This window comes from Enterobacter sp. D2, from assembly GCF_034427575.1.
GTDB lineage: Bacteria > Pseudomonadota > Gammaproteobacteria > Enterobacterales > Enterobacteriaceae > Enterobacter > Enterobacter cloacae_M.
In genome coordinates this window covers 222,483-242,992 of sequence record NZ_JAXQPP010000004.1, presented here as the reverse complement: position 1 = coordinate 242,992, position 20,510 = coordinate 222,483, and the positions used below count along the sequence as shown (strand labels likewise).

17 protein-coding genes and 5 tRNA genes are annotated in these 20,510 nt (G+C 55.9%); 7 read left to right on the top strand and 15 right to left on the bottom strand.

Going from position 1 to position 20,510, the window contains the following annotated elements:
* The 5 genes from SPG90_RS18770 to SPG90_RS18750 all read right to left on the bottom strand — a co-directional run.
* On the bottom strand, positions 1-711 hold a 711-nt coding region (locus SPG90_RS18770; RefSeq protein WP_322408269.1), incomplete at its 3' end, for an elongation factor Tu.
* 118 nt (positions 712-829) lie between these two features.
* Positions 830-905 (bottom strand) — tRNA-Thr (locus SPG90_RS18765).
* Positions 906-911: 6 nt separating this feature from the next.
* Positions 912-986 (bottom strand) — tRNA-Gly (locus tag SPG90_RS18760).
* Positions 987-1,103: 117 nt separating this feature from the next.
* Positions 1,104-1,188 (bottom strand) — tRNA-Tyr (locus tag SPG90_RS18755).
* 8 nt (positions 1,189-1,196) lie between these two features.
* Positions 1,197-1,272 (bottom strand) — tRNA-Thr (locus SPG90_RS18750).
* Between the two features lie 317 nt (positions 1,273-1,589).
* Between SPG90_RS18750 and coaA the strand changes: the two genes are divergently transcribed.
* On the top strand, positions 1,590-2,540 hold the full coding sequence (gene coaA, locus SPG90_RS18745) for a type I pantothenate kinase (RefSeq protein WP_032668002.1): 951 nt from the start codon (positions 1,590-1,592) through the stop codon (positions 2,538-2,540).
* A 44-nt stretch (positions 2,541-2,584) separates the two neighbouring features.
* Here the strand turns inward: coaA and dppF are convergent, their stop codons facing one another.
* From dppF to SPG90_RS18700, 9 genes are all read right to left on the bottom strand, one after another.
* Positions 2,585-3,598: a dipeptide ABC transporter ATP-binding subunit DppF gene (gene dppF, locus SPG90_RS18740; RefSeq protein ID WP_126303867.1), complete on the bottom strand. Its 1,014-nt coding sequence runs from the start codon at positions 3,596-3,598 to the stop codon at positions 2,585-2,587.
* On the bottom strand, positions 3,595-4,578 hold the full coding sequence (dppD, locus tag SPG90_RS18735; RefSeq protein WP_008502772.1) for a dipeptide ABC transporter ATP-binding protein: 984 nt from the start codon (positions 4,576-4,578) through the stop codon (positions 3,595-3,597). Before dppD ends, dppF begins: the two co-directional genes overlap by 4 nt.
* 10 nt (positions 4,579-4,588) lie before the next feature.
* Positions 4,589-5,491 (bottom strand): dipeptide ABC transporter permease DppC, encoded by a 903-nt coding sequence (dppC, locus tag SPG90_RS18730; RefSeq protein WP_045400214.1) that lies wholly within the window; start codon positions 5,489-5,491, stop codon positions 4,589-4,591.
* A gap of 9 nt (positions 5,492-5,500) precedes the next feature.
* Positions 5,501-6,520 (bottom strand): dipeptide ABC transporter permease DppB, encoded by a 1,020-nt coding sequence (gene dppB / locus SPG90_RS18725; protein ID WP_023309962.1) that lies wholly within the window; start codon positions 6,518-6,520, stop codon positions 5,501-5,503.
* Between the two features lie 160 nt (positions 6,521-6,680).
* Positions 6,681-8,288, bottom strand: coding sequence for a dipeptide ABC transporter periplasmic-binding protein DppA (gene dppA, locus SPG90_RS18720; protein WP_023309961.1), 1,608 nt, complete (start codon positions 8,286-8,288; stop codon positions 6,681-6,683).
* A gap of 620 nt (positions 8,289-8,908) precedes the next feature.
* Positions 8,909-8,985, bottom strand: a tRNA-Pro gene (locus SPG90_RS18715).
* A 91-nt stretch (positions 8,986-9,076) separates the two neighbouring features.
* Entirely contained in the window at positions 9,077-10,771 is a 1,695-nt protein-coding gene (gene eptB / locus SPG90_RS18710) for a kdo(2)-lipid A phosphoethanolamine 7''-transferase (RefSeq protein WP_126303869.1), read from the bottom strand.
* 239 nt (positions 10,772-11,010) lie between these two features.
* On the bottom strand, positions 11,011-12,213 hold the full coding sequence (locus SPG90_RS18705; RefSeq protein WP_023309959.1) for an MFS transporter: 1,203 nt from the start codon (positions 12,211-12,213) through the stop codon (positions 11,011-11,013).
* 238 nt (positions 12,214-12,451) lie between these two features.
* Positions 12,452-13,150 carry an autotransporter domain-containing protein gene (locus tag SPG90_RS18700; protein ID WP_045400217.1) on the bottom strand — a complete coding sequence of 233 codons (699 nt, stop codon included), beginning with the start codon at positions 13,148-13,150 and terminating at the stop codon, positions 12,452-12,454.
* Between the two features lie 154 nt (positions 13,151-13,304).
* Between SPG90_RS18700 and tag the strand changes: the two genes are divergently transcribed.
* Together tag and SPG90_RS18690 are read left to right on the top strand one after the other, a co-directional pair.
* Complete coding sequence (gene tag / locus SPG90_RS18695; RefSeq protein WP_023309957.1) at positions 13,305-13,886, top strand: DNA-3-methyladenine glycosylase I; 582 nt, start codon at positions 13,305-13,307, stop codon at positions 13,884-13,886.
* A complete protein-coding gene (locus SPG90_RS18690; RefSeq protein WP_023309956.1) occupies positions 13,864-14,310 on the top strand; it encodes an N-acetyltransferase in 447 nt (148 codons plus the stop codon). Before tag ends, SPG90_RS18690 begins: the two co-directional genes overlap by 23 nt.
* Here SPG90_RS18690 and SPG90_RS18685 read toward each other — a convergent pair.
* Positions 14,273-16,552: a molybdopterin guanine dinucleotide-containing S/N-oxide reductase gene (locus SPG90_RS18685; RefSeq protein WP_241238617.1), complete on the bottom strand. Its 2,280-nt coding sequence runs from the start codon at positions 16,550-16,552 to the stop codon at positions 14,273-14,275. The two genes, SPG90_RS18690 and SPG90_RS18685, sit on opposite strands and share 38 nt — an antisense overlap.
* A 211-nt stretch (positions 16,553-16,763) precedes the next feature.
* Between SPG90_RS18685 and SPG90_RS18680 the strand changes: the two genes are divergently transcribed.
* From SPG90_RS18680 to SPG90_RS18665, 4 genes are all read left to right on the top strand, one after another.
* Positions 16,764-17,426, top strand: a complete 663-nt coding sequence (locus SPG90_RS18680) for an OmpA family lipoprotein (protein ID WP_008502762.1) — start codon at positions 16,764-16,766, stop codon at positions 17,424-17,426.
* A gap of 180 nt (positions 17,427-17,606) precedes the next feature.
* Positions 17,607-18,623 (top strand): LacI family DNA-binding transcriptional regulator, encoded by a 1,017-nt coding sequence (locus tag SPG90_RS18675; RefSeq protein WP_023309954.1) that lies wholly within the window; start codon positions 17,607-17,609, stop codon positions 18,621-18,623.
* A gap of 103 nt (positions 18,624-18,726) precedes the next feature.
* Positions 18,727-19,476, top strand: a complete 750-nt coding sequence (locus SPG90_RS18670) for a sugar phosphate isomerase/epimerase family protein (RefSeq protein ID WP_063409265.1) — start codon at positions 18,727-18,729, stop codon at positions 19,474-19,476.
* Between the two features lie 3 nt (positions 19,477-19,479).
* Positions 19,480-20,418, top strand: coding sequence for a sugar kinase (locus SPG90_RS18665; RefSeq protein WP_126303874.1), 939 nt, complete (start codon positions 19,480-19,482; stop codon positions 20,416-20,418).
* Positions 20,419-20,510: the final 92 nt, after the last annotated feature.

The following is a 20,510-nucleotide window of genomic DNA, read 5'->3' as shown; positions in this document are numbered from 1 at the left end:
GATGATACCGCGCTCTACACGACCGGTAACAACGGTACCACGACCGGAGATGGAGAATACGTCTTCGATTGGCAGCAGGAATGGCTTGTCAATCGCACGCTCTGGTTCTGGGATGTAAGAATCCAGGAAGCCAGCCAGTTCGATGATTTTCGCTTCCCACTCTGCGTCGCCTTCCAGCGCTTTCAGAGCAGAACCACGAACGATTGGAGTATCGTCGCCCGGGAAATCGTACTGAGACAGCAGTTCACGAACTTCCATCTCTACCAGTTCCAGCAGCTCTTCGTCATCAACCATGTCGCATTTGTTCAGGAACACAATGATGAAAGGAACGCCTACCTGACGACCCAGCAGGATGTGCTCACGAGTCTGAGGCATTGGGCCGTCAGTCGCAGCAACAACCAGGATCGCGCCGTCCATCTGCGCAGCACCGGTGATCATGTTTTTAACATAGTCGGCGTGGCCTGGGCAGTCTACGTGTGCGTAGTGGCGAGTCGGGGTGTCGTACTCAACGTGAGAGGTGTTGATGGTGATACCACGAGCTTTTTCTTCTGGCGCGTTATCGATCTGATCGAATGCACGAGCAGAACCACCGTAGGTTTTTGCCAGAACGGTAGTGATTGCAGCGGTCAGCGTTGTTTTACCATGGTCAACGTGGCCGATAGTACCGACGTTAACGTGCGGTTTTGTACGTTCAAACTTTTCTTTAGACATCGATTGTCCCTCTAAGACACGGATAAATCGGTGATATCACCACATCAACCAGGCGAAATGCCTGAATTGTTGAATACAGTAAAATTGAAACAGAGAGAAACGGGAAGGAGAAGTGAAGTGGTGCTGATACCCAGAGTCGAACTGGGGACCTCACCCTTACCAAGGGTGCGCTCTACCAACTGAGCCATATCAGCACGTATTGGAGCGGGCAGCGGGAATCGAACCCGCATCATCAGCTTGGAAGGCTGAGGTAATAGCCATTATACGATGCCCGCATCCTGAAACTCGGCTACCCAGTTCTTTCTGTAACAAAAAAAGAGATTTCTCTCTTTTTCAGTTTGAGCTGGCTAATTTTTCCAACCAGCTCCGGCGGCATTTACGCTGCCAGAAAGTGGTGGTGGGGGAAGGATTCGAACCTTCGAAGTCTGTGACGGCAGATTTACAGTCTGCTCCCTTTGGCCGCTCGGGAACCCCACCGGACTTGATGGTGCCGACTACCGGAATCGAACTGGTGACCTACTGATTACAAGTCAGTTGCTCTACCTACTGAGCTAAGTCGGCATCAAGTAGCGCGCATTCTATGGATACCTGCGCGGTCATGCAACTAAAAATTTGCATAAAACGTTCTTTCGCTCACATTTTATGCGAAGAGCGTGTCGGACGCTGTAAAAGTAGTCATTTGAGGTCAAATATTCAACATATCATCGTGATTTGCACCGTATTCACCGTAGCGTGACGGCTTCCGCGTAACGCAGCGCTTTCCATCTTTTTTCTTATTATTCCCGTCATCTGGTGTTAACCTCCTGCCCATTGTCCAAAATTAACTGTGTGATGAGCCATGATCCGACAGTGTGATACTGGCTCACTGAAGCATGCTTATGAGCAAAAAAGAGCAAACGTTAATGACGCCTTATCTTCACTTTAACCGCAGCCAGTGGGCTGCCCTGCGTGATTCCGTCCCTATGACGCTGACGGAAGGTGAAATCGCACGGTTAAAAGGGATAAACGAAGATCTGTCCCTGGAAGAAGTGGCAGAAATTTATCTCCCCCTCTCTCGCTTGCTTAACTTCTATATCAGCTCGAACCTGCGTCGTCAGGCCGTGCTGGAGCAGTTTCTCGGGACGAACGGTCAACGTATTCCTTATATCATTAGTATCGCAGGCAGCGTGGCCGTGGGTAAAAGTACCACCGCGCGCGTCCTGCAGGCGCTGTTGAGCCGCTGGCCGGAACACCGCAGCGTGGAGCTGATTACCACCGACGGCTTCCTGCACCCGAACGAGGTGTTAAAAGAACGCGGGCTGATGAAGAAGAAGGGCTTCCCGCTCTCTTACGATATGCACCGGCTGGTGAAATTTGTCTCTGACCTGAAATCCGGCGTGCCGCACGTGACTGCACCAGTCTATTCGCACCTGATCTACGATCGCATCCCGGGTGGGGATAAAACCGTGGTCCAGCCGGACATCCTGATTCTGGAAGGTCTGAACGTGCTGCAAAGCGGGATGGACTATCCTCACGACCCGCATCACGTATTCGTCTCGGATTTCGTCGATTTCTCTATTTATGTCGATGCGCCGGAAGACCTGCTGCAAAACTGGTACATCAACCGCTTCCTGAAGTTCCGCGAAGGGGCGTTTACCGACCCGGATTCCTATTTCCACCACTATGCTCAGCTTTCTGAAGAAGAAGCGATCGGCGTGGCCACGGGGCTGTGGAATGAGATCAACTACGTGAACCTCAAAGAGAACATCCTGCCGACGCGCGAGCGTGCGAGCCTGATCCTCACCAAGAGCGAGAAGCACGCCGTCGACCAGATTCGCCTGCGGAAATAATCAAGCAGACATAAAAAAAACCGGCTTAACGCCGGTTTTTTTCGTTATGCCTGTGGCTTCTCGCCATTTTCATCCTGATCGACCGCGAAGCAGGCAACCAGCTGGCCGCCATAATCCTTCAGCTGCGGCTGGAGCTGGGTGCACGGACCGAAGCGGCGACTGCAGCGGGCATTGAATGCACATCCCGGAGGCGGATTCAGTGGGCTTGGCAGTTCACCCGTCAGCTTAATACGCTCACGACGATCGTCCGGGTTCAGACGCGGCGTCGCAGACAGCAGCGCCTGAGTATACGGGTGACGAGGGTTATTAAAGATCTGGTCTTTAGTCCCCTTCTCCACGCAGCGCCCCAGGTACATCACCATCACTTCATCGGCAATATGCTCTACCACCGACAGGTCGTGGGAGATGAACACGTAAGACAGCCCCAGCTCCTGCTGGAGATCCATCATCAGGTTCAGCACCTGCGCACGCACGGATACGTCGAGCGCGGAGACCGGCTCATCGGCAATCACCACGTCCGGATCGAGCATCAGCCCGCGGGCGATCGCAATACGCTGACGCTGGCCGCCGGAGAACATGTGCGGATAGCGATCGTAATGCTCGGTTTTGAGGCCGACCTTCGCCATCATCGCCAGCGCCTTTTCACGGCGCTGCTCTTTACTCAAATTACTGTTGATCAGCAGCGGCTCTTCCAGAATCTGCCCGACTTTTTTACGCGGGTTCAAAGAACCATACGGGTTCTGGAACACAATCTGGATTTTCTGGCGGCGCAGCTTCTGCGCCTGCGGATCGTGCTTGAGCAGATCCTGCCCCTGATAGTAGAGCTCCCCGCCGGTCGGCACTTCAATCATCGTCAGCAGACGGCCCAGCGTGGATTTGCCGCAGCCTGACTCCCCCACCACCGCCAGCGTTTTACCGCGTTCGAGGTTAAAAGAGACGCCGTCCAGCGCTTTCACCAGGCGTTCAGGGGCAAACAGCCCCTTATTCACCGGGTAGTATTTTTTCAGGTCGATGGCCTGCAACAGCGGTTGTTGCGTGGTGGCCTGTTGCGTACTCATAGTGTTGGCCTCCCGGCATCATCGAGTGGGTAGTGGCATTTCGACTGACGGCCGTCAGCAAGCTGGTTCAGCTCAGGCTCTTCTGCCCGGCATTTGTCCGTTGCATACGGACAGCGCGGATTGAGCAGACAGCCCTGCGGACGGTCATATTTACCCGGTACCACACCCGGCAGCGACGCCAGACGCGCTTTGTCCTGGGCAAACTCCGGCAGCGCGCGTAAAAGCGCCTGGGTATACGGGTGACGCGGCGCGCGGAAGATATCGTGAGAATTTCCGGTCTCAACCACCTGGCCCGCATACATCACGATGATTTTGTGCGCCGCTTCGGCCACCAGCGCCAGATCGTGCGTAATCAGCACCAGCGCCATATTCTCTTTCTGCTGCAGCTCCAGCAGGAGTTCGATGATTTGTGCCTGAATGGTCACATCCAGCGCCGTCGTCGGTTCATCCGCAATCAGCAGCTTTGGCCGACAGGCTATCGCCATCGCGATCATCACGCGCTGGCTCATCCCACCGGAGAGCTGATGCGGGTAAACGTCCAGGCGCGATGCCGGGTCAGGAATACCTACCTGGTTCAGCAGATCGATCGCGCGCTGGCGACGGGTTTTCTTATTCCCACCCTGATGCACCTTAATCGCTTCCATAATCTGGAAACCAACGGTGTAGCAGGGGTTAAGGCTGGTCATCGGATCCTGGAAAATCATCGCCACTTCGGCGCCCACCAGCTGGCGGCGCTGTTTTTCAGAAATGCGCTTCAGATCCTGACCGTTGAACTGTAGGTTTTCCGCCATCACGCGGCCCGGGTAATCAATCAGCCCCATGATCGCCAGTGAACTCACCGACTTACCGGAACCGGATTCCCCGACAATGCCTACCACTTCGCCCTGATTTACGCTGTAGCTGATGCGGTCCACGGCGCGAAACGGGGTGCCTTCGTCGCCGAAGTGCACCGATAATTTATCTACATTTAATAACGCCATCTCGTGCCTCTTACTGCTTCAGTTTGGGATCAAGCGCATCACGCAGGCCATCACCCATCAGGTTAAATGCCAGCACCGTCAGCAGGATTGCCAGACCCGGGAAGGTGACAACCCACCAGGCGCTTTGTGCGAACTGCAACACGTCGGAGAGCATCGTGCCCCACTCCGGTGTTGGCGGCTGCGCACCCATGCCCAGGAAGCCAAGAGCGGCCATATCAAGAATGGCGTTAGAGAAACCGAGCGACGCCTGAACAATCAGCGGCGCAAGGCAGTTTGGGAAGATATTCACGAACATCTGGCGCATCGCACCGGCACCCGCCACGCGAGAGGCGGTGACGTAATCGCGGTTCACTTCCACCAGCACCGCCGCACGGGTTAAACGCACGTAGTGAGGGAGCGCCACGAAGGTCAACGCCAGCGCGGCATTGCCTATCGACGGGCCGAAGATCGCCACCAGCACCAGCGCCAGCAGCAGGCTTGGCAGCGCCAGCATGATGTCAACGATACGCATGATGATATTATCAACGATACCGCCGAAGTAACCGGCAATCAGACCCAGCACGATCCCCATAATCAGGGATAACACCACCACCAGGCAGCCGACCAGCAGCGACAGGCGCGCGCCGTACATCAGACGCGACAGCACGTCGCGGCCCACGTCATCGGTACCCAGCAGGTGCGCCAGGCTGCCGCCGTCCTGCCACGCAGGCGGCGCGAGCAGCGCATCGCGGAACTGGTCCGCCGGGTTATACGGTGCGAGGAAATTCGCAAACACCGCAATCAGGATCATGATTACGACATACACCAGCCCTACCACCGCGCCTTTATTGCGCTTGAAGTAGTGCCAGAATTCCTGCAGCGGCGTCATAGGAACCGGTGCAGCGACCACTTTATTTTGAGTGACTTGTGACATGATGGTCCCTTACTTCTTATGACGAATACGCGGGTTCACCACGCCGTACAGCAAATCGACCAGCAGGTTGACGAGGATAATCATCGTCGCGACCAGCAGTACACCGCCCTGCACAACCGGATAGTCACGGCGTTGCAGCGCGTCAATCAGCCAGCGTCCAAGGCCCGGCCAGGAGAAGATGGTTTCGGTCAGGATCGCCCCCGCCAGCAACGTCCCAACCTGGAGACCGATAACGGTCACCACCGGCAGCATGGCATTACGCAGCGCATGAACGATGATGACGCGCATACGCGTCAGGCCCTTTGCGCGCGCGGTGCGGATATAATCCTCACCCAGCACTTCCAGCATCGATGAACGGGTCATTCGCACGATCACCGCCAGAGGAATGGTGCCCAGCACCATGGCAGGCAGGATCATGTGCGCCACGGCATCAATGAAGTTGCCCTCTTCGCCCCAGATAGCCGTATCAATCAGCATAAAGCCGGTGAGCGGGTTGGAGTCATCCAGGAAGACCATATCGCTGACGCGCCCGGAGACCGGCGTCAGGTTAAGCTGCACCGATACCAGCATGATCAGCATCATGCCCCACCAGAAGATAGGCATGGAGTAGCCGGTCAGCGCCAGGCCCACGGCGGTATGGTCAAAAATAGAGCCACGCTTGACGGCAGCCAGTACCCCGACAGGAATACCCACCGCAGTGGCGAAAATCATGGCGCAGATGCCAAGCTCCAGCGTCGCTTTAAAACGCGGCACGAACTCGTCCCACACCGGAAGGCGGCTTTTCAGCGAAATCCCTAAATCACCGTGCAACACGCCCCAGATATAGTGGAGGTACTGCTGCCACATCGGCTTATCGAGACCGAGTTCCGCCAGCAGCTGTGCATGGCGCTCAGGGGAAATACCACGCTCGCCCGCCATAATCATTACCGGGTCGCCGGGGATCATATGGACGAAGGCAAAAGTGAGAAGGGTGATACCGATAAACGTGGGGATGACAAGTCCCAGACGTCGGAGGATGAACTGCAACATAACCCGGATTCTCTCTGATGACGCACGACCAGTGGCGTGACGTCTGTATTGCTCACAAATGTAAATTCCCTCTCCCAGCGGGAGAGAGTTAGGGTGAGGGGATGCATGCACGCCCCTCACCCCTGCCCTCTCCAGAGGGAGAGGGAGAACACCCTACTTATTATTCAACCGATACGTTTTCGAAGTGGTGTTTGCCCAGTGGATCTACCACGTAGCCTTTCACTTCTTTACGCACTGGCTCGTACACGGTGGAGTGAGCAACAATCAGCGCCGGAGCCTGATCGTGCATAACAACCTGAGCCTGCTTGTACAGTTCAATACGTTTGTTGTGATCGTCGGTCGCACGCGCCGGCTGGATCAGGTCTTCAAACGGCTTGTAGCACCAGCGAGAGTAGTTAGAACCGTCTTTCGCCGCCGCGCAGCTGAACAGGGTGGCGAAGAAGTTGTCCGGATCCCCGTTATCACCGGTCCAGCCCATCATTACCGCCTGGTGCTCACCCGCTTTGGCGCGCTTCAGGTACTCGCCCCACTCGTAGGTCACAATCTTGGCCTGAACGCCAACCTTAGCCCAGTCAGCCTGAACCATTTCCGCCATACGGCGTGCGTTCGGGTTGTAAGGACGCTGTACCGGCATCGCCCACAGCTCAACGGTAAAGCCTTTATCCTGGCCAGCTTCTTTCAGCAGCGCTTTCGCTTTCTCAGGATCGTAGGTGTAGTCTTTAACGTCGTCGTTATAACCCCACATGGTTGGTGGGATCAGGTTTTTGGCAGCAACGCCAGCGCCCTGGTAAACCGCCTTGATGATCGCTTCTTTGTTCACCGCGTAGGTCAGCGCCTGACGCACTTTCACGTCATCAAACGGTTTCTTCTCGGTGTTAAAGGAGAGATAGCCCACGTTCAGGCCGGCCTGCTCCAGCAGGTTGATGTTCTTGTCCTGCTTCATACGGGCGATATCAGCCGGGTTCGGGTACGGCATCACCTGGCATTCGTTTTTCTGCAGTTTTGCGTAACGCACGGAAGCATCAGGCGTGATGGAGAAGACCAGACGGTCGATCTGCGGCTTGGTGCCCCAATAGCCTTCGAACGCTTTATACAGAATGCGGGAGTCTTTCTGGTACTGCAGCAGCTGGAATGGACCGGTACCGATTGGATTCAGGTCAACTTTCTCCGGCGTACCGGCTTTCAGCATGTTGTCCGCGTACTCTTTGGACAGAATTGAGGCGAAGTCCATGGCCAGGTCAGCCAGGAATGGCGCTTCCGGACGCGTCAGCACGAACTGAACCGTTTTATCGTCCACTTTTTTCACTTCAGCAATCAGGTCAGGCAGACCCATCCCTTCGAAGTATTCATAGCTGCCGCCAGACACTTTATGGTACGGGTTCTGAGCGTTTTTCTGACGGTCGAAAGAGAACACAACGTCGTCGGCGTTAAAGTCGCGCGTTGGTTTGAAATCTTTGCTGTCCTGCCACTTCACGCCCTGGCGCAGGTGGAAGGTATAGGTTTTGCCGTCTTCGCTGACGTCCCACTTCTCGGCCAGACCCGGAATTACTTCCGTGGTACCGGTTTTGAATTCAACCAGACGGTTATAGATCGGTACAGAGCTTGCGTCGTAAGTCGTACCAGAGGTAAAGAGCTGTGGGTTAAAGCCTTCCGGCGAGCCTTCAGAACAGTAAACCAGGGTTTTTGCCTGTACGCTTGCTGCCACGGTCATAGCCACCAGGCTCAGACCAAGCTTCAGCATCCCTGACTTCTTCAAGGAAATACTCATTATTCTGCTCCAATGTGATGTTTTGCTTTGTTGTGTTACGCCGCCAGACCTTTATTTATTTTTTACCCGGTCCGGTCGGTGATGCCCGAAGGCTTTAAAGGGATGGAGAATCCTTTCAGAAGAGCGTTTGAGTTGCAGCGCAGATCGTCCCTGAAATGCCCCTCATGCCCTACAATCTGTCAACAGAATGTGAAAACGTCAATACAGGTGACGGGGATTTACGCTGAGTGTGAGAAACCGCAAACAAAGATTAAAAAAACTATGCATGCCAGTTTTCAGCAGGGAAATTTATGCTACTCGCTATCTTGCAGCACAAGTCTCTTCATATTTCGCAACAATCAGTGATTAACTTTTATTCAGAATGGGTAAATTTTCTTGCAGAATGGTGATTATCTGAGCACTAAATACCGCGAACGTTAAAACGCACAGCGAAAAATGCTGAGGTTATCCATAAGCAACGCGAAAAAAGATCAATCTATATATAAAAAAATACAATGGATTATGTCACAAAATCGTTAACAGGCAGGGAGAAGCAGGCCTAAGGGGCGTTTTGGATACTCTGACGGGATAAGATCATAATGCAAAAAGGGCTAACCTTGCGGTTAGCCCTTTTCAGAATGTGGTCGGCGAGAGAGGATTCGAACCTCCGACCCACTGGTCCCAAACCAGTTGCGCTACCAAGCTGCGCTACTCGCCGAATGCGGAGCGCATCTTACTGCTGAGGTGCGCCCCCGTCAATCCCTTATTTTCAAAAAGCCATTCAACTGGCGATATTCTCGCCAGGGCAGCTACTGCGCGGCTTTTACGCTGTTATCAGGGAGTTTACACCAGTTGTTGTTTTCGTTAATCCCACCGTTCGGTGAGGTATAGCCGAGACAACCCATAATGGTGTCGTACAGCTCAACGTGACGACGCGGCACCTTCATCTCCGCCTCTTTCTTCAGCTGAGCAAACATCTTCGCCTTCTCCGGGTTTTCCAGGTACTTATCCGACATCCACATGATCATCGGCACGCGGAACTGTTCAGGCGGTGCCAGCTTGCGCGGCGTACCGTGCAGATGCTCTTTCTCGTTGATGGATTCACCGTGGTCTGCCGCATAAATCACAATCGCTTTCTTATCGCGCAGCTGGTCGATCACCCGGCTCAGGAAGGTATCCACATACAGCACCGAGTTATCATAGGCATTGATCAGCTCCTGCTTGCTGCAGTCTTTATTAATGCCCACGCACTCAGGCTGCCACTTCGCGAAATCACGCGTGTAGCGCTGGTAATAGCTGTAATGCGATCCTTTGGTATGCAGAATGACAAGATGCTTGCCCTGCGGATGATTCTTGAGGGATTGCGACATCTCTTCCAGCAGCAGCATGTCGTCGACGTTTTTACCGCGGTTACGCGGTTCGGCGCCAATCTGCTCACGGTACGCGATGTTATCTGCCAGGGTATTGGTGTAGAACCACATCTCACTTTGCATGGCGAACAGGTCTGAGCTAAATCCAAGCTGCTTTAGCACGGCAAAGACGTTTTGCTCTTTCAGCGTGCGCTGCGGGTTATCGCTTGCACCGCCTTCGCGAACAAACATACAGCGCAGCGAAAGCTTGGTCGCGGTATCGCAGGAGTAACCCCGGTAAGCCACCAGGTTCTTCTCCTGCGCCAGCTTTGGCGTGGTATCCCGGTTATAGCCGAGAATGCCCATATGATCCCAGCGCGTCGTTTCGCCAATGACAAAAACGACGTACGTATCATCAAGCCCGTCGGCTGGCGGCTGGTAGGTGAATTTTTTCAGTGGATTGATCAGCGACTTAACATCACCGGATTCATCCGCCTGCGCCCAGGCATACAGACCTAACGCTGACAGCCAGTTAGATGGCAAATACGAGTTTGCCACCACGCCGCCATAGCTTGGCATATCCACGCCCGTCGCTTTTTCAACGCGTTTTTGCTGCGTTTCCATCAGGCGGATAGGCGCCCATACCAGCAGACCGGCCAGCAGGACGACGACGATATTGCGGATCCGCTGTCCACGCGTGCGCAGCTGGCGTAACAGCGTATAGCGGCACGTATTGTTCCAGATAAAGAACAGCGGGATCAGGCAGGTTAAAACCGTCCAGACGATGAAGCCTTTCCCTACCACCTCTTTCGAGAGATCGATATCCGTGGTCATCACCGAGGCAACGATACCGTACCCAATGACCACGTTCATAAAGGTCATGTAATAGCTTGCGGCGGCGGAAATAATCACCACCAGCGAGGCCAAAATTTGCCAGGTACGTCGGCCAAAAAGGGACAGCAGGCGTAAGAGGAAGAATGTAGCGAGGACGGAGCCGAATACTTCTATTGCGGCAAATATACCATTACTTAGGGTAAGGTTTTCAACATACCCTTCCACTCTTCTGAACAGTACCGCGCCATTCAGAAATAATCCGATATAGACAGCCAGCATCAGACACAATCTTTGCTGGGTAAGAGACCTAATGTATTTCATGCAAACAACCCTGGGGGAAGGGGTATAAAGACCCGTCGAATCTCAAAGAGAAAGCGGACAGAGTAAGTAAATGCGTAAGGAAGCGTTATGAGAAACGTCTACAAGCGCGGTAAGTAGACCACAGCGGGAGAGAAAAGTGGCAGCAGAGAGTGTGATCGGTGTAAATTTTTACAAAATATCGAGACGGGAAGCGTCTCGCATAAAGAAAAAAGAGGCCACGGAGGCCTCTTTCATACAGCTTACGCGTGCGCTTCTTTGAATACTTCGCGCTGCGGCTGGCGAATCGTGGTCGAGAGCGCCAGCGAGATAATCAGCAGGGCAAATATGACGCAGAAGGTCACGTAGAAGCCGCCGAACAGGGAGGCAATCAGCGAGCCGCAGATACTGCCGATCCCGAAGCCCAGATAGATAACGCCGTAGTTTTTCGCCAGATTGTTCAGGCCAAAGAACTCGCTCACCAGTGACGGGAAGACGGTAATAGTGCCACCGAAGTTAAAGGCCACGCAGGCAATCGCCGCGAAGAAGGTGGCTTCATTCAGCGGAGCGAACAGCAGCGCCGCCATACCGACCAGCGAAACCACCTGCCCAATCGTAATCACACGGATGCGGGCAATTTTGTCAGACAGAATACCGAGCACCAGACGACCGGAGAGGTTGGCAATGGAGATGACCGTCACCGCATTCGCCGCCGTAGCCGCATCCAGCTTCACCATCCCCTGCGCGATATCCTTCGCCACGCCGATGACATACAGACCGCTCATGCAGGCCGTCAGGAACATCACCGCCAGCATCCAGTACTGCGGCTTACGCATGGACTGCGCGAGGGTGAAGTCGTTCTCCACCACGCCGTTAACGGATTTCACTTCCTGCTGCGGCGCATCTTTCATCAGCGTGGCGCCGAACAAAATCATCACCAGCACGATTGCGCCCCAGATCATAAAGGTTTTTTCGAGGCCAACGGACGCCAGCAGGTGGGCGTCGATAAATTTGAACCCGAGGCTGCCCAGGCCATAAGAGCCGATGGCGAACGCGGAGATTAAGCCTTTACGTTCCGGGAACCACTTCACGCAGTTCGACAGAGTCAGCAGGTAACCTGCGCCATCGGCCAGACCCACCAGCACGCCGGCGCTCAGCCACAGCATCATCAGGTTGCTGGAATGCGCCGTCAGGAAAAAGCCCAACCCCAGCAGAATGCCGGACGCCATGGTCACACGCTTCACGCCAAAACGCTCCTGCAGCTTGCCCGCGACGGAAGACGAAATCGCCAGACCCAGGCTCAGCAGACCAAAGGAGAACGCAACCTGGCTGACCGGCGCGCCGAGTTTGTCGGAAAGCGCGCTGTTAAACAGGCTCCAGGTATAGACCGACCCCAGCGCAAACTGGGTGACGATGGTGCCAAAGAGCGTAAGCCAGCGCGTGCGGTTATAGGTTGATGTGTTCATGGCAGTTGTCCTGCAAGAGAAATTAAGGAAGTTCGCTGAGGACAACGATAAACAAAACCTTAAAACGCCTGGGGTAAAACGGCATGAAATGCAGGCGGAACGGAATGAAATGCCTGGAATCGGGAATGAATGGCCTGGCCCGGGAATAAAGCGACAGCATGTTAGTATCTGCTATCGCTGTAAAGCCCGTGGTTATTGTATTCGAGATGTTATCGTAACGTTTAAAAAAGTAACAACTCTAGAATTTCGCGCTAACGCCGAGAGTGTATAAAAACTCCTCACCGGTGGTGGTGTGCTCCCCCTGAGCCAGCGACGCATAGGCCGCCATGTACGTGTTAAAGGGAATATCCGTTCCCACGGTGACATCCATCCAGCTACCGCTTTGGGCAGGGGCTGGCGTTTGCGGCATTCCAAACTGCGATTTCCACTGGTTTTCACCAAACTGCTGGTTATAGCTAATCTGCGCCCATGGACGAAGATCGCCGTACTGGGTATTCACGCGCCATCCAAGCGTGCTGACGCTGGCATGCCAGAGCGGGTCGGTGATTGCCTGCGTCGACGCGCTATCACCAAACTCGTTGATCATCATGGGCGCCGTGCCGTCGTATCGCCACGCCACCACCGGGCCGGTGGTGATACGTGCTGAAACGGGAAAATTCCAGCCCACGCTCATTGCCCCCTCCGTCGTTCTGCCAGACGGTATATTCAGGGCAAGTCCCGGTGCGTTCTGCGAAGACTGAATACGCTCAGCCAGAATATCCTCATAACGCGGTTGGTGATCCGCATCCCATGTATAGCGTTCCGCCGTATTATTTTGGGCATCTGAAACGATATATTCCTGTTGCCAGGCAGACGCTGTATTACAAAAAAACAGGCAGGCTGAAATTCCCACCAGGCCAGAAGCAGCATGGCGACCACTGATTTTTTTTATCATCATCAACGCGACCCCAGAGAGAGCCGAATTCGGCGATATTTGTCGTTATTCAGGAAGAACTTATAGACCTTGTATTAACTATTGTCTTTATAGTAAACACGTCAAGCCAGTCAGAATGAAAATTTTGCGAAATCAGTAGTAATAAGGGAGATGACGGATGGAACGTTGCGGTTGGGTAAGCCAGGATCAGCTTTATATCGACTATCACGATCGGGAATGGGGCGTGCCGGAAACGGATGGCAAAAAACTCTTTGAGATGATCTGCCTGGAGGGCCAGCAGGCGGGGCTGTCGTGGATTACGGTACTGAAGAAACGCGAAAACTACCGCAACGCCTTCCACCAGTTCGATCCTGTTGCCGTCGCCGCCATGACCGATGAGGACGTGGAACGACTGGTGCAGGACGCGGGCATCATCCGCCATCGCGGTAAGATCCAGGCCATCATCGGTAACGCACGCGCTTATCTGGCAATGGAACAAAACGGTGAATCGTTCTCAGAGTTTGTCTGGACGTTTGTGAACAACGATCCGCAGGTCACCCAGGCCGCCACGCTTGCGGAAATCCCGGCCTCCACCCCGGCCTCGGATGCACTCTCGAAAGCCCTGAAAAAACGCGGCTTTAAGTTTGTCGGTTCCACCATCTGCTACGCCTTTATGCAGGCCTGTGGCCTGGTCAACGACCATGTTACCGGCTGCTTCTGTCATCCGGGAGGCCATCATGATCCGCAAATGGCAAAGTGAGAATACCGCGCCGCTTCTGAGCCTGTGGCTTGAAAGCACCACGGAAGCGCATCCGTTTATCGAGCCGGGTTACTGGAAAGAGAACGAGGCCATGGTGCGGGACGTTTACCTTCCGTCGGCGGAAACCTGGGTCTGGGAAGAGGATGGCGAACCTTGCGGATTTATCAGCGTGATGCAGTCTCAGTTTGTCGGCGCGCTGTTTGTCGCACCGTCATGCATAGGGAAAGGCATCGGGCGCGCGCTGCTGAACCATGTTCAACAGCGCTTCCCGCATTTAACGCTGGAGGTATATCAGAAAAATGTGCGGGCGGTGAATTTCTACCATGCTCAGGGCTTTCGCATTGAAGACAGCGCCTGGCAGGATGATACCCAGCACCCGACATGGATCATGAGCTGGCAGGCGGATCAAACGCCGTTAAGGTAAGCTCGGGTCCCTGATATTTCTCTACCCAGGCCAGCGCCGTGTTCCCTGCGCAGCCATTCCCCAGTTTCGAGCTGGGGAGATCTTTGGTCAGCACGTTAACCGCCCCGTTTTTACAGATCCCTCCCTCGTCGGGCTCAAGGTCGGGCCATGCGCCCTGATGAATGCAGATCACGCCCGGTTTAATCCCGTCGCTCACCACTGCCCCTGCCAGCACCTGCCCGCGCGAGTTCCAGACGCGCACCACGTCGCCGTCCGCGATCCCGCGGGCTTTCGCATCAAGGGTATTCAGCGTGATCGGCTCTCGCCCGGCGACCGCATACTGCTCGCGCAGGGAGGTATAGTTAAGCTGGCTGTGCAGACGGTGAGCGGGATGCGCAGACAACACCTGCAGCTGTTCCGGCTGGGCGTTGCCGTGCCACTCGTCCGGCTCGAGCCACATAGGGTGTGGCGGGCAGTCGGCATAGCCAAAGCTGGAGATACGCTCGCTATAGATCACGATCTTTCCACTCTCGGTTTTCAGCGGGTGGCTCTCCGGGTCGCGGCGGAAATCGGCAAAACGGACAAACTTCGCGTTCTGTTCGCTCTCCGGCATCTCGACGAGCTGGTTCGCCTCCCAGAATTCAGCAAATGGCGGAAGCGTCACGCCCTGCGCCGCGCCGCGCTGTCCGGCAATCTGGTAGAAGCTCTCCAGCCATTGCAGATCGCTTTTCCCCTCGGTAAAACGCTCGCGGCCGCCCGTTTCCCACAGTTCGCTCAGTTCAGCAAACACCTCAAAATCATCACGTGCTTCATATCGCGGGGCCACTACGCGCTTCATCGGAACCATATGCTGGTTGCTGTAGTCACCGGTCATGGTGAGATCGTTACGCTCAAACGAGGTGGTCGCCGGCAGCACGATATCTGCATGCTTAGCCGAACCGGTCCAGAAGCACTCGGAAATCACCACCAGCTCCGGCTTTTGCCAGGCGCGGATCAGGCGGTTGGTATCCTGATGGTGCGTGAAGTTCGACCCGCCTGCCCACCAGACAAATTTAATGTCCGGGAAATGGCGGTCCAGACCGTTGTGCTGATAAAAACCACCGGGGTTTTCAAGGGCTTCAACAATACGCGCCACCGGGATTTTATCCACGGCATCCACGCCGCCCTGCACCGAGCCCTGCAGAGACGCCAGCACCGCCGCTTTACGCGTGGGGTTGCCGCCGTTAGCAAAGTGATAGGAGAGACCAAAACCACCGCCCGGCGTGCCGATCTGCCCAAGCATCGCGGCAAGGGTCACCAGCATCCATTGTTTTTGCTCGCCAAACTGCTGGCGCTGCATTCCCCAGCCGGACATTAACATCGTGGTATTTTTATGGAACAACGCCACCAGTTCGCGGATTTTCTCCGCAGGAACGCCACAAATATTTGCCGCCCACTCTGCCGTTTTCGCAATCCCATCGGATTGACCCGTCAGGTAGTCGGCGAATTTATCGAAACCGGTGGTACAGCGCGTCAGGAATTCAACATCGTGCCAGCCGTTCTCCACCAGCGTATGGGCGATACCCAGCATCATTGCCACGTCGGTGCCCATATGCGGGGCAACCCACTCGGCGCTGTCGCCAAAGAAATCCATGGTTTCAGAACGCATCGGGTCAATGCAGATGATGCGCTTGCCGCTTTTGCGCAGCGCGTCGAAATACCCAATGCCCTGCTCGTCGCTGGCATTCCATGCAATTTTCAGCGTGTTAAGGGGGTTAGCGCTCCACAGCACGACCACATCGGTATGCTCCAGCACCAGCGGCCAGCTGGTCTGCTGCTGGTACACTTCGTTCCCGCCCACGACGTACGGCATGATCGCCTGCGCCGCGCCGGTGGAGTAATCCCCCAGATGACCGGTATAGCCTCCCGCCAGGCTCATGTAGCGCTGCAGCAGCGTCGAGGCTTTGTGCAGCACGCCGTTTGAACGCCAGCCGTAGGACCCGGCGAAAATGGACGACGGACCGTAGCTGTTGCGGATACGCTTGTGCTGGGCGTGGATCAGCGCCAGCGCGTCATCCCAGCTCACGCGAACAAACTCATCCTGACCGCGAATACCCTGCGGCTTGTCCGGCGAGGCCAGAAAACCTTTACGCACCATCGGCCAGCGCACGCGCGTTTTGCTGTGCACCTGATCGCGAACGACGGTCTGTAACGAGTTGGGATGTTGGGTTGGCAGTGCCCCGCGGGACGACAGAACATTTTCGCCATCGGTTTCGACCAGCATCGGCCCCCAGTGGGCGGCGGTCAGAATGGTTTTCGTTGAGGTGCTCAAGCGTGCGCTCCTGGTTGCGTGCAGGTTTACGGCCTTCTTTCTGAGGCAGTTTATGGTTTGTCACAAATTTCAGAGTTATACCCGGAATTTTCTCCGTATCTGGACGTCATAATCAACTGCCACGCTCGCCGTGGCAAAGAATAAAAAGGATTAAGGAAAGAAGATGAAAAAACGCGTACTCGTTATTGCCGCTCTGGTGAGCGGTGCCCTGGCTGTTTCTGGCTGCACAACTAACCCTTACACCGGTGAGCGTGAAGCGGGTAAATCCGGCATTGGCGCGGGTATCGGCTCGCTGGTCGGCGCAGGCGTGGGGGCGCTATCCTCCTCCAAGAAAGACCGCGGCAAAGGCGCGCTGATTGGCGCAGCGGCGGGTGCGGCGCTGGGTGGCGGCGTTGGCTATTACATGGACGTGCAGGAAGCGAAGCTGCGCGACAAAATGAAGGGAACCGGCGTGAGCGTGACGCGCAGCGGCGATAACATCATCCTGAATATGCCGAACAACGTGACCTTCGACAGCAGCAGCGCAACGCTGAAACCCGCGGGCGCAAACACCCTGACCGGCGTAGCGATGGTGCTGAAAGAGTACAATAAAACCGCCGTTAACGTGATTGGCTATACCGACAGCACCGGCAGCCAGGATCTGAACATGCGTCTGTCCCAGCAGCGCGCCGATTCCGTGGCCAGCTCGCTGATTACCCAGGGTGTTGAAGCGAACCGTATCCGCACCAGCGGCATGGGCCCTGCCAACCCTATCGCCAGCAACAGCACGGCGGAAGGCAAAGCGCAGAACCGCCGCGTTGAGATTACGTTAAGCCCAATTCAGTAGGTAAAAGCAAAACGGCAACGCTCGTTGCCGTTTTTAGTGGTTGCCCCCTCTCCCGTGGGAGAGGGTTGGGGTGAGGGCACCAGACCGCAACCTCCGGTAAGCGCAGCGCCACCGGGCAAATTACTTGATTCGTCTGATTTTCCCGCTAAGGTATTCTCACTAAATTCAGGGAAATCAGCGATGAGCAAACCAGCCCGGGCCACCATCAGCGACGTGGCGAAAGCCGCCAAAACCGGTAAAACCAGTATTTCACGCTACCTTAACGGCGAGAAACACCTGCTGTCCGACGCATTGCTGGCGCGTATTGAACAGGCCATTGCCGATCTCGACTACCGTCCCAGCCTCATGGCGCGCGGGCTCAAACGCGGCCGCACCCGCCTTATCGGGCTTATCATCGCCGATATCACCAACCCCTATTCCGTTAACGTGCTCAGCGGTATTGAAGCCGCCTGTCGCGAGAAGGGGTTCACGCCGCTGGTCTGTAATACCAACAACGAAGTTGACCAGGAGCTGCATTACCTCGATCTGCTGCGCAGCTATCAGGTCGAAGGGATTGTGGTGAACGCGGTGGGCATGCGGGAAGAGGGTTTAAACCGCCTGCAGCAGTCCTCTCTGCCTATGGTCCTCATCGACCGTAAAATCCCGGAATTTGCCTGCGATGTGGTCGGTCTGGATAACACCCAGGCAGCCACTACCGCCACCGAACATCTGATCGAACAGGGCTTCGAGGCCATTCTGTTTCTGAGTGAACCGTTAGGGATGGTCAATACCCGTCGCGAGCGCCTGAGCGCATTTCGCACCACGCTGGAGCGATATCCCGGCGTGATCGCCGAAAATGCCGAAACGCCGCTTCACGAAGCTGACCAGCTCGATAACACCCTGCGCCAGTTCCACACGCGCCATCGCGGCATGCGCAAAGCCGTTATCTCCGCAAACGGGGCGCTGACGCTTCAGGTCGCCCGCTCGCTCAAGCGCATTGGCCTGCACTGGGGCAGCGATATCGGTCTGCTGGGGTTTGATGAACTGGAGTGGGCGGAGCTGGCAGGCGTCGGCATTACGACCCTCAAACAGCCCACCTGGCAGATTGGCTATGCTGCTGTTGAACAAGTAGTTCGTCGCATTGAAGGCACCAGCGATGCCGTTCGCGAGCAGGTCTTCTCCGGCGAGCTGATCGTTCGCGGCTCCACGGCGCGTTAATTTTCCCTTGTGATACCGATCATAAATTCGACATCCTGACCTTTTCTTTGGAACCGGTTCCATCTAGCGTAATAGTATTGATATGTTGCGATGGAGTCCGAAGATGGGCAGGAAAATTATGGTGGTCACCGCCGCGTACGGTGCGGAACAGGTGCGACAGGCGGGCGGTCAGCGGGCAATGCTTCCCGTGATTGCAGGCGCGGGGGCAGACGGCGTGGAGATCCGCCGGGAATTGTTCAACAGCGAAGAGCTACTGGCGCTGCCTGCGCTGGGAGAATCCATTGAGCTGCTCGGCCTGCTGGCGTGCTACTCCGCCCCCGCCGCCCTGTTTGTGCCTGACGGCACCCTCAACCCGGACCTGACCCGCTATCTCTCTGAGGCCAGCACCCTGAACGCCCTGTGGCTGAAGGTTTCCCTGGGCCATTTCCGCGACGCGCAGCCTCTCGACGCCCTGCGTACCCTGCTGAACGCAAGCGGCATGGCGCTGGTCGTGGAGAACGATCAGACCGACTGCGGACAGCTCGCGCCCATGCAGCGCTTCCAGGCCGCCTGTCGGGAAATGGCCTTACCCGTCACGCTGACCTTCGATATGGGCAACTGGCTGTGGGTTGGCGATTCGCCTGAAGAGGCCGCGCGTCATCTGGCCCCTGCGGTGAGCTATATCCACGTGAAAGCGGCCGTGCCGCACAAAGATAACTTCCGCGCCGTGGCGCCAGACCACGCCGATGCGCGCTGGCTGGATCTTCTCGGCCAGCTGCCTGCCGATGCCCCGCGCGGTATCGAGTTCCCGCTGGAAGGGACGGATTTAACCGCCGTTACCCGCCATTACGTCAACCTGCTGCGCGAGGAGTAAAACATGCACAAGACGCTGGATGTCATCACGATCGGCGAAGCCATGGCGATGTTTGTCGCCACTGAAACGGGCGAATTGAGCGCGGTGGAGCACTTTATCAAACGCGTGGCGGGCGCAGAGCTGAACGTCGCAACCGGCCTGGCGCGTCTCGGCCTGAACGTCGGCTGGGTCAGCCGCGTGGGGGACGACAGCTTTGGCCATTTCGTTCTCGACTCGCTGAAAAAAGAGGGAATTGATGCCGCAGGCGTCACCCTTGATGCACGCTTCCCTACCGGCTTTCAGCTTAAATCTAAGGTCGAAAATGGAACCGATCCCATCGTGGAGTATTTCCGTAAGGGATCGGCCGCAAGCCACCTCTCAGTGGCGGATTACCACGCCGACTATTTCGCCTCCGCGCGCCATCTGCACCTGAGCGGCGTGGCGGCTGCGCTGTCTGCCACCTCGTATGAGCTGCTGGATCACGCGGCAGCCACGCTGAAAGCCAGGGGAAAAACGATCTCTTTCGATCCAAACCTGCGCCCGGTGCTGTGGAAAAGCGAAGCGGAAATGGTCGAGAAGCTCAACCGTCTGGCGTTCCAGGCGGACTGGGTTCTGCCGGGCCTGAAAGAAGGGATGACCCTGACCGCCAAAAGCACGCCGGAAGGGATTGCCGATTTCTACCTGAATAAAGGGGTAAAAGCGGTGGTGCTGAAGACCGGCGCCGATGGCGCATGGTTTAAGACGGCCGACGGCCAACAGGGCGCGGTCGCGGCGGTGAAGGTTGAGAACGTTGTCGACACCGTCGGCGCGGGCGACGGTTTTGCCGTGGGCGTGATTAGCGCCCTGCTGGAAGGCAAAACGCTGCCGCAGGCCGTGGCGCGGGGCAACAAGATTGGCTCGCTGGCCATTCAGGTGCAGGGCGACAGCGAAGGATTACCAACGCGAGCAGAGCTCGGCATTTAAATTCCCTCTCCCTGTGAGAGAGGGCCAGGGTGAGGGCAGCAAGCCACACCAAATAATTAAGCCACCGTGTACCCTACAGACAACGGCGGTAA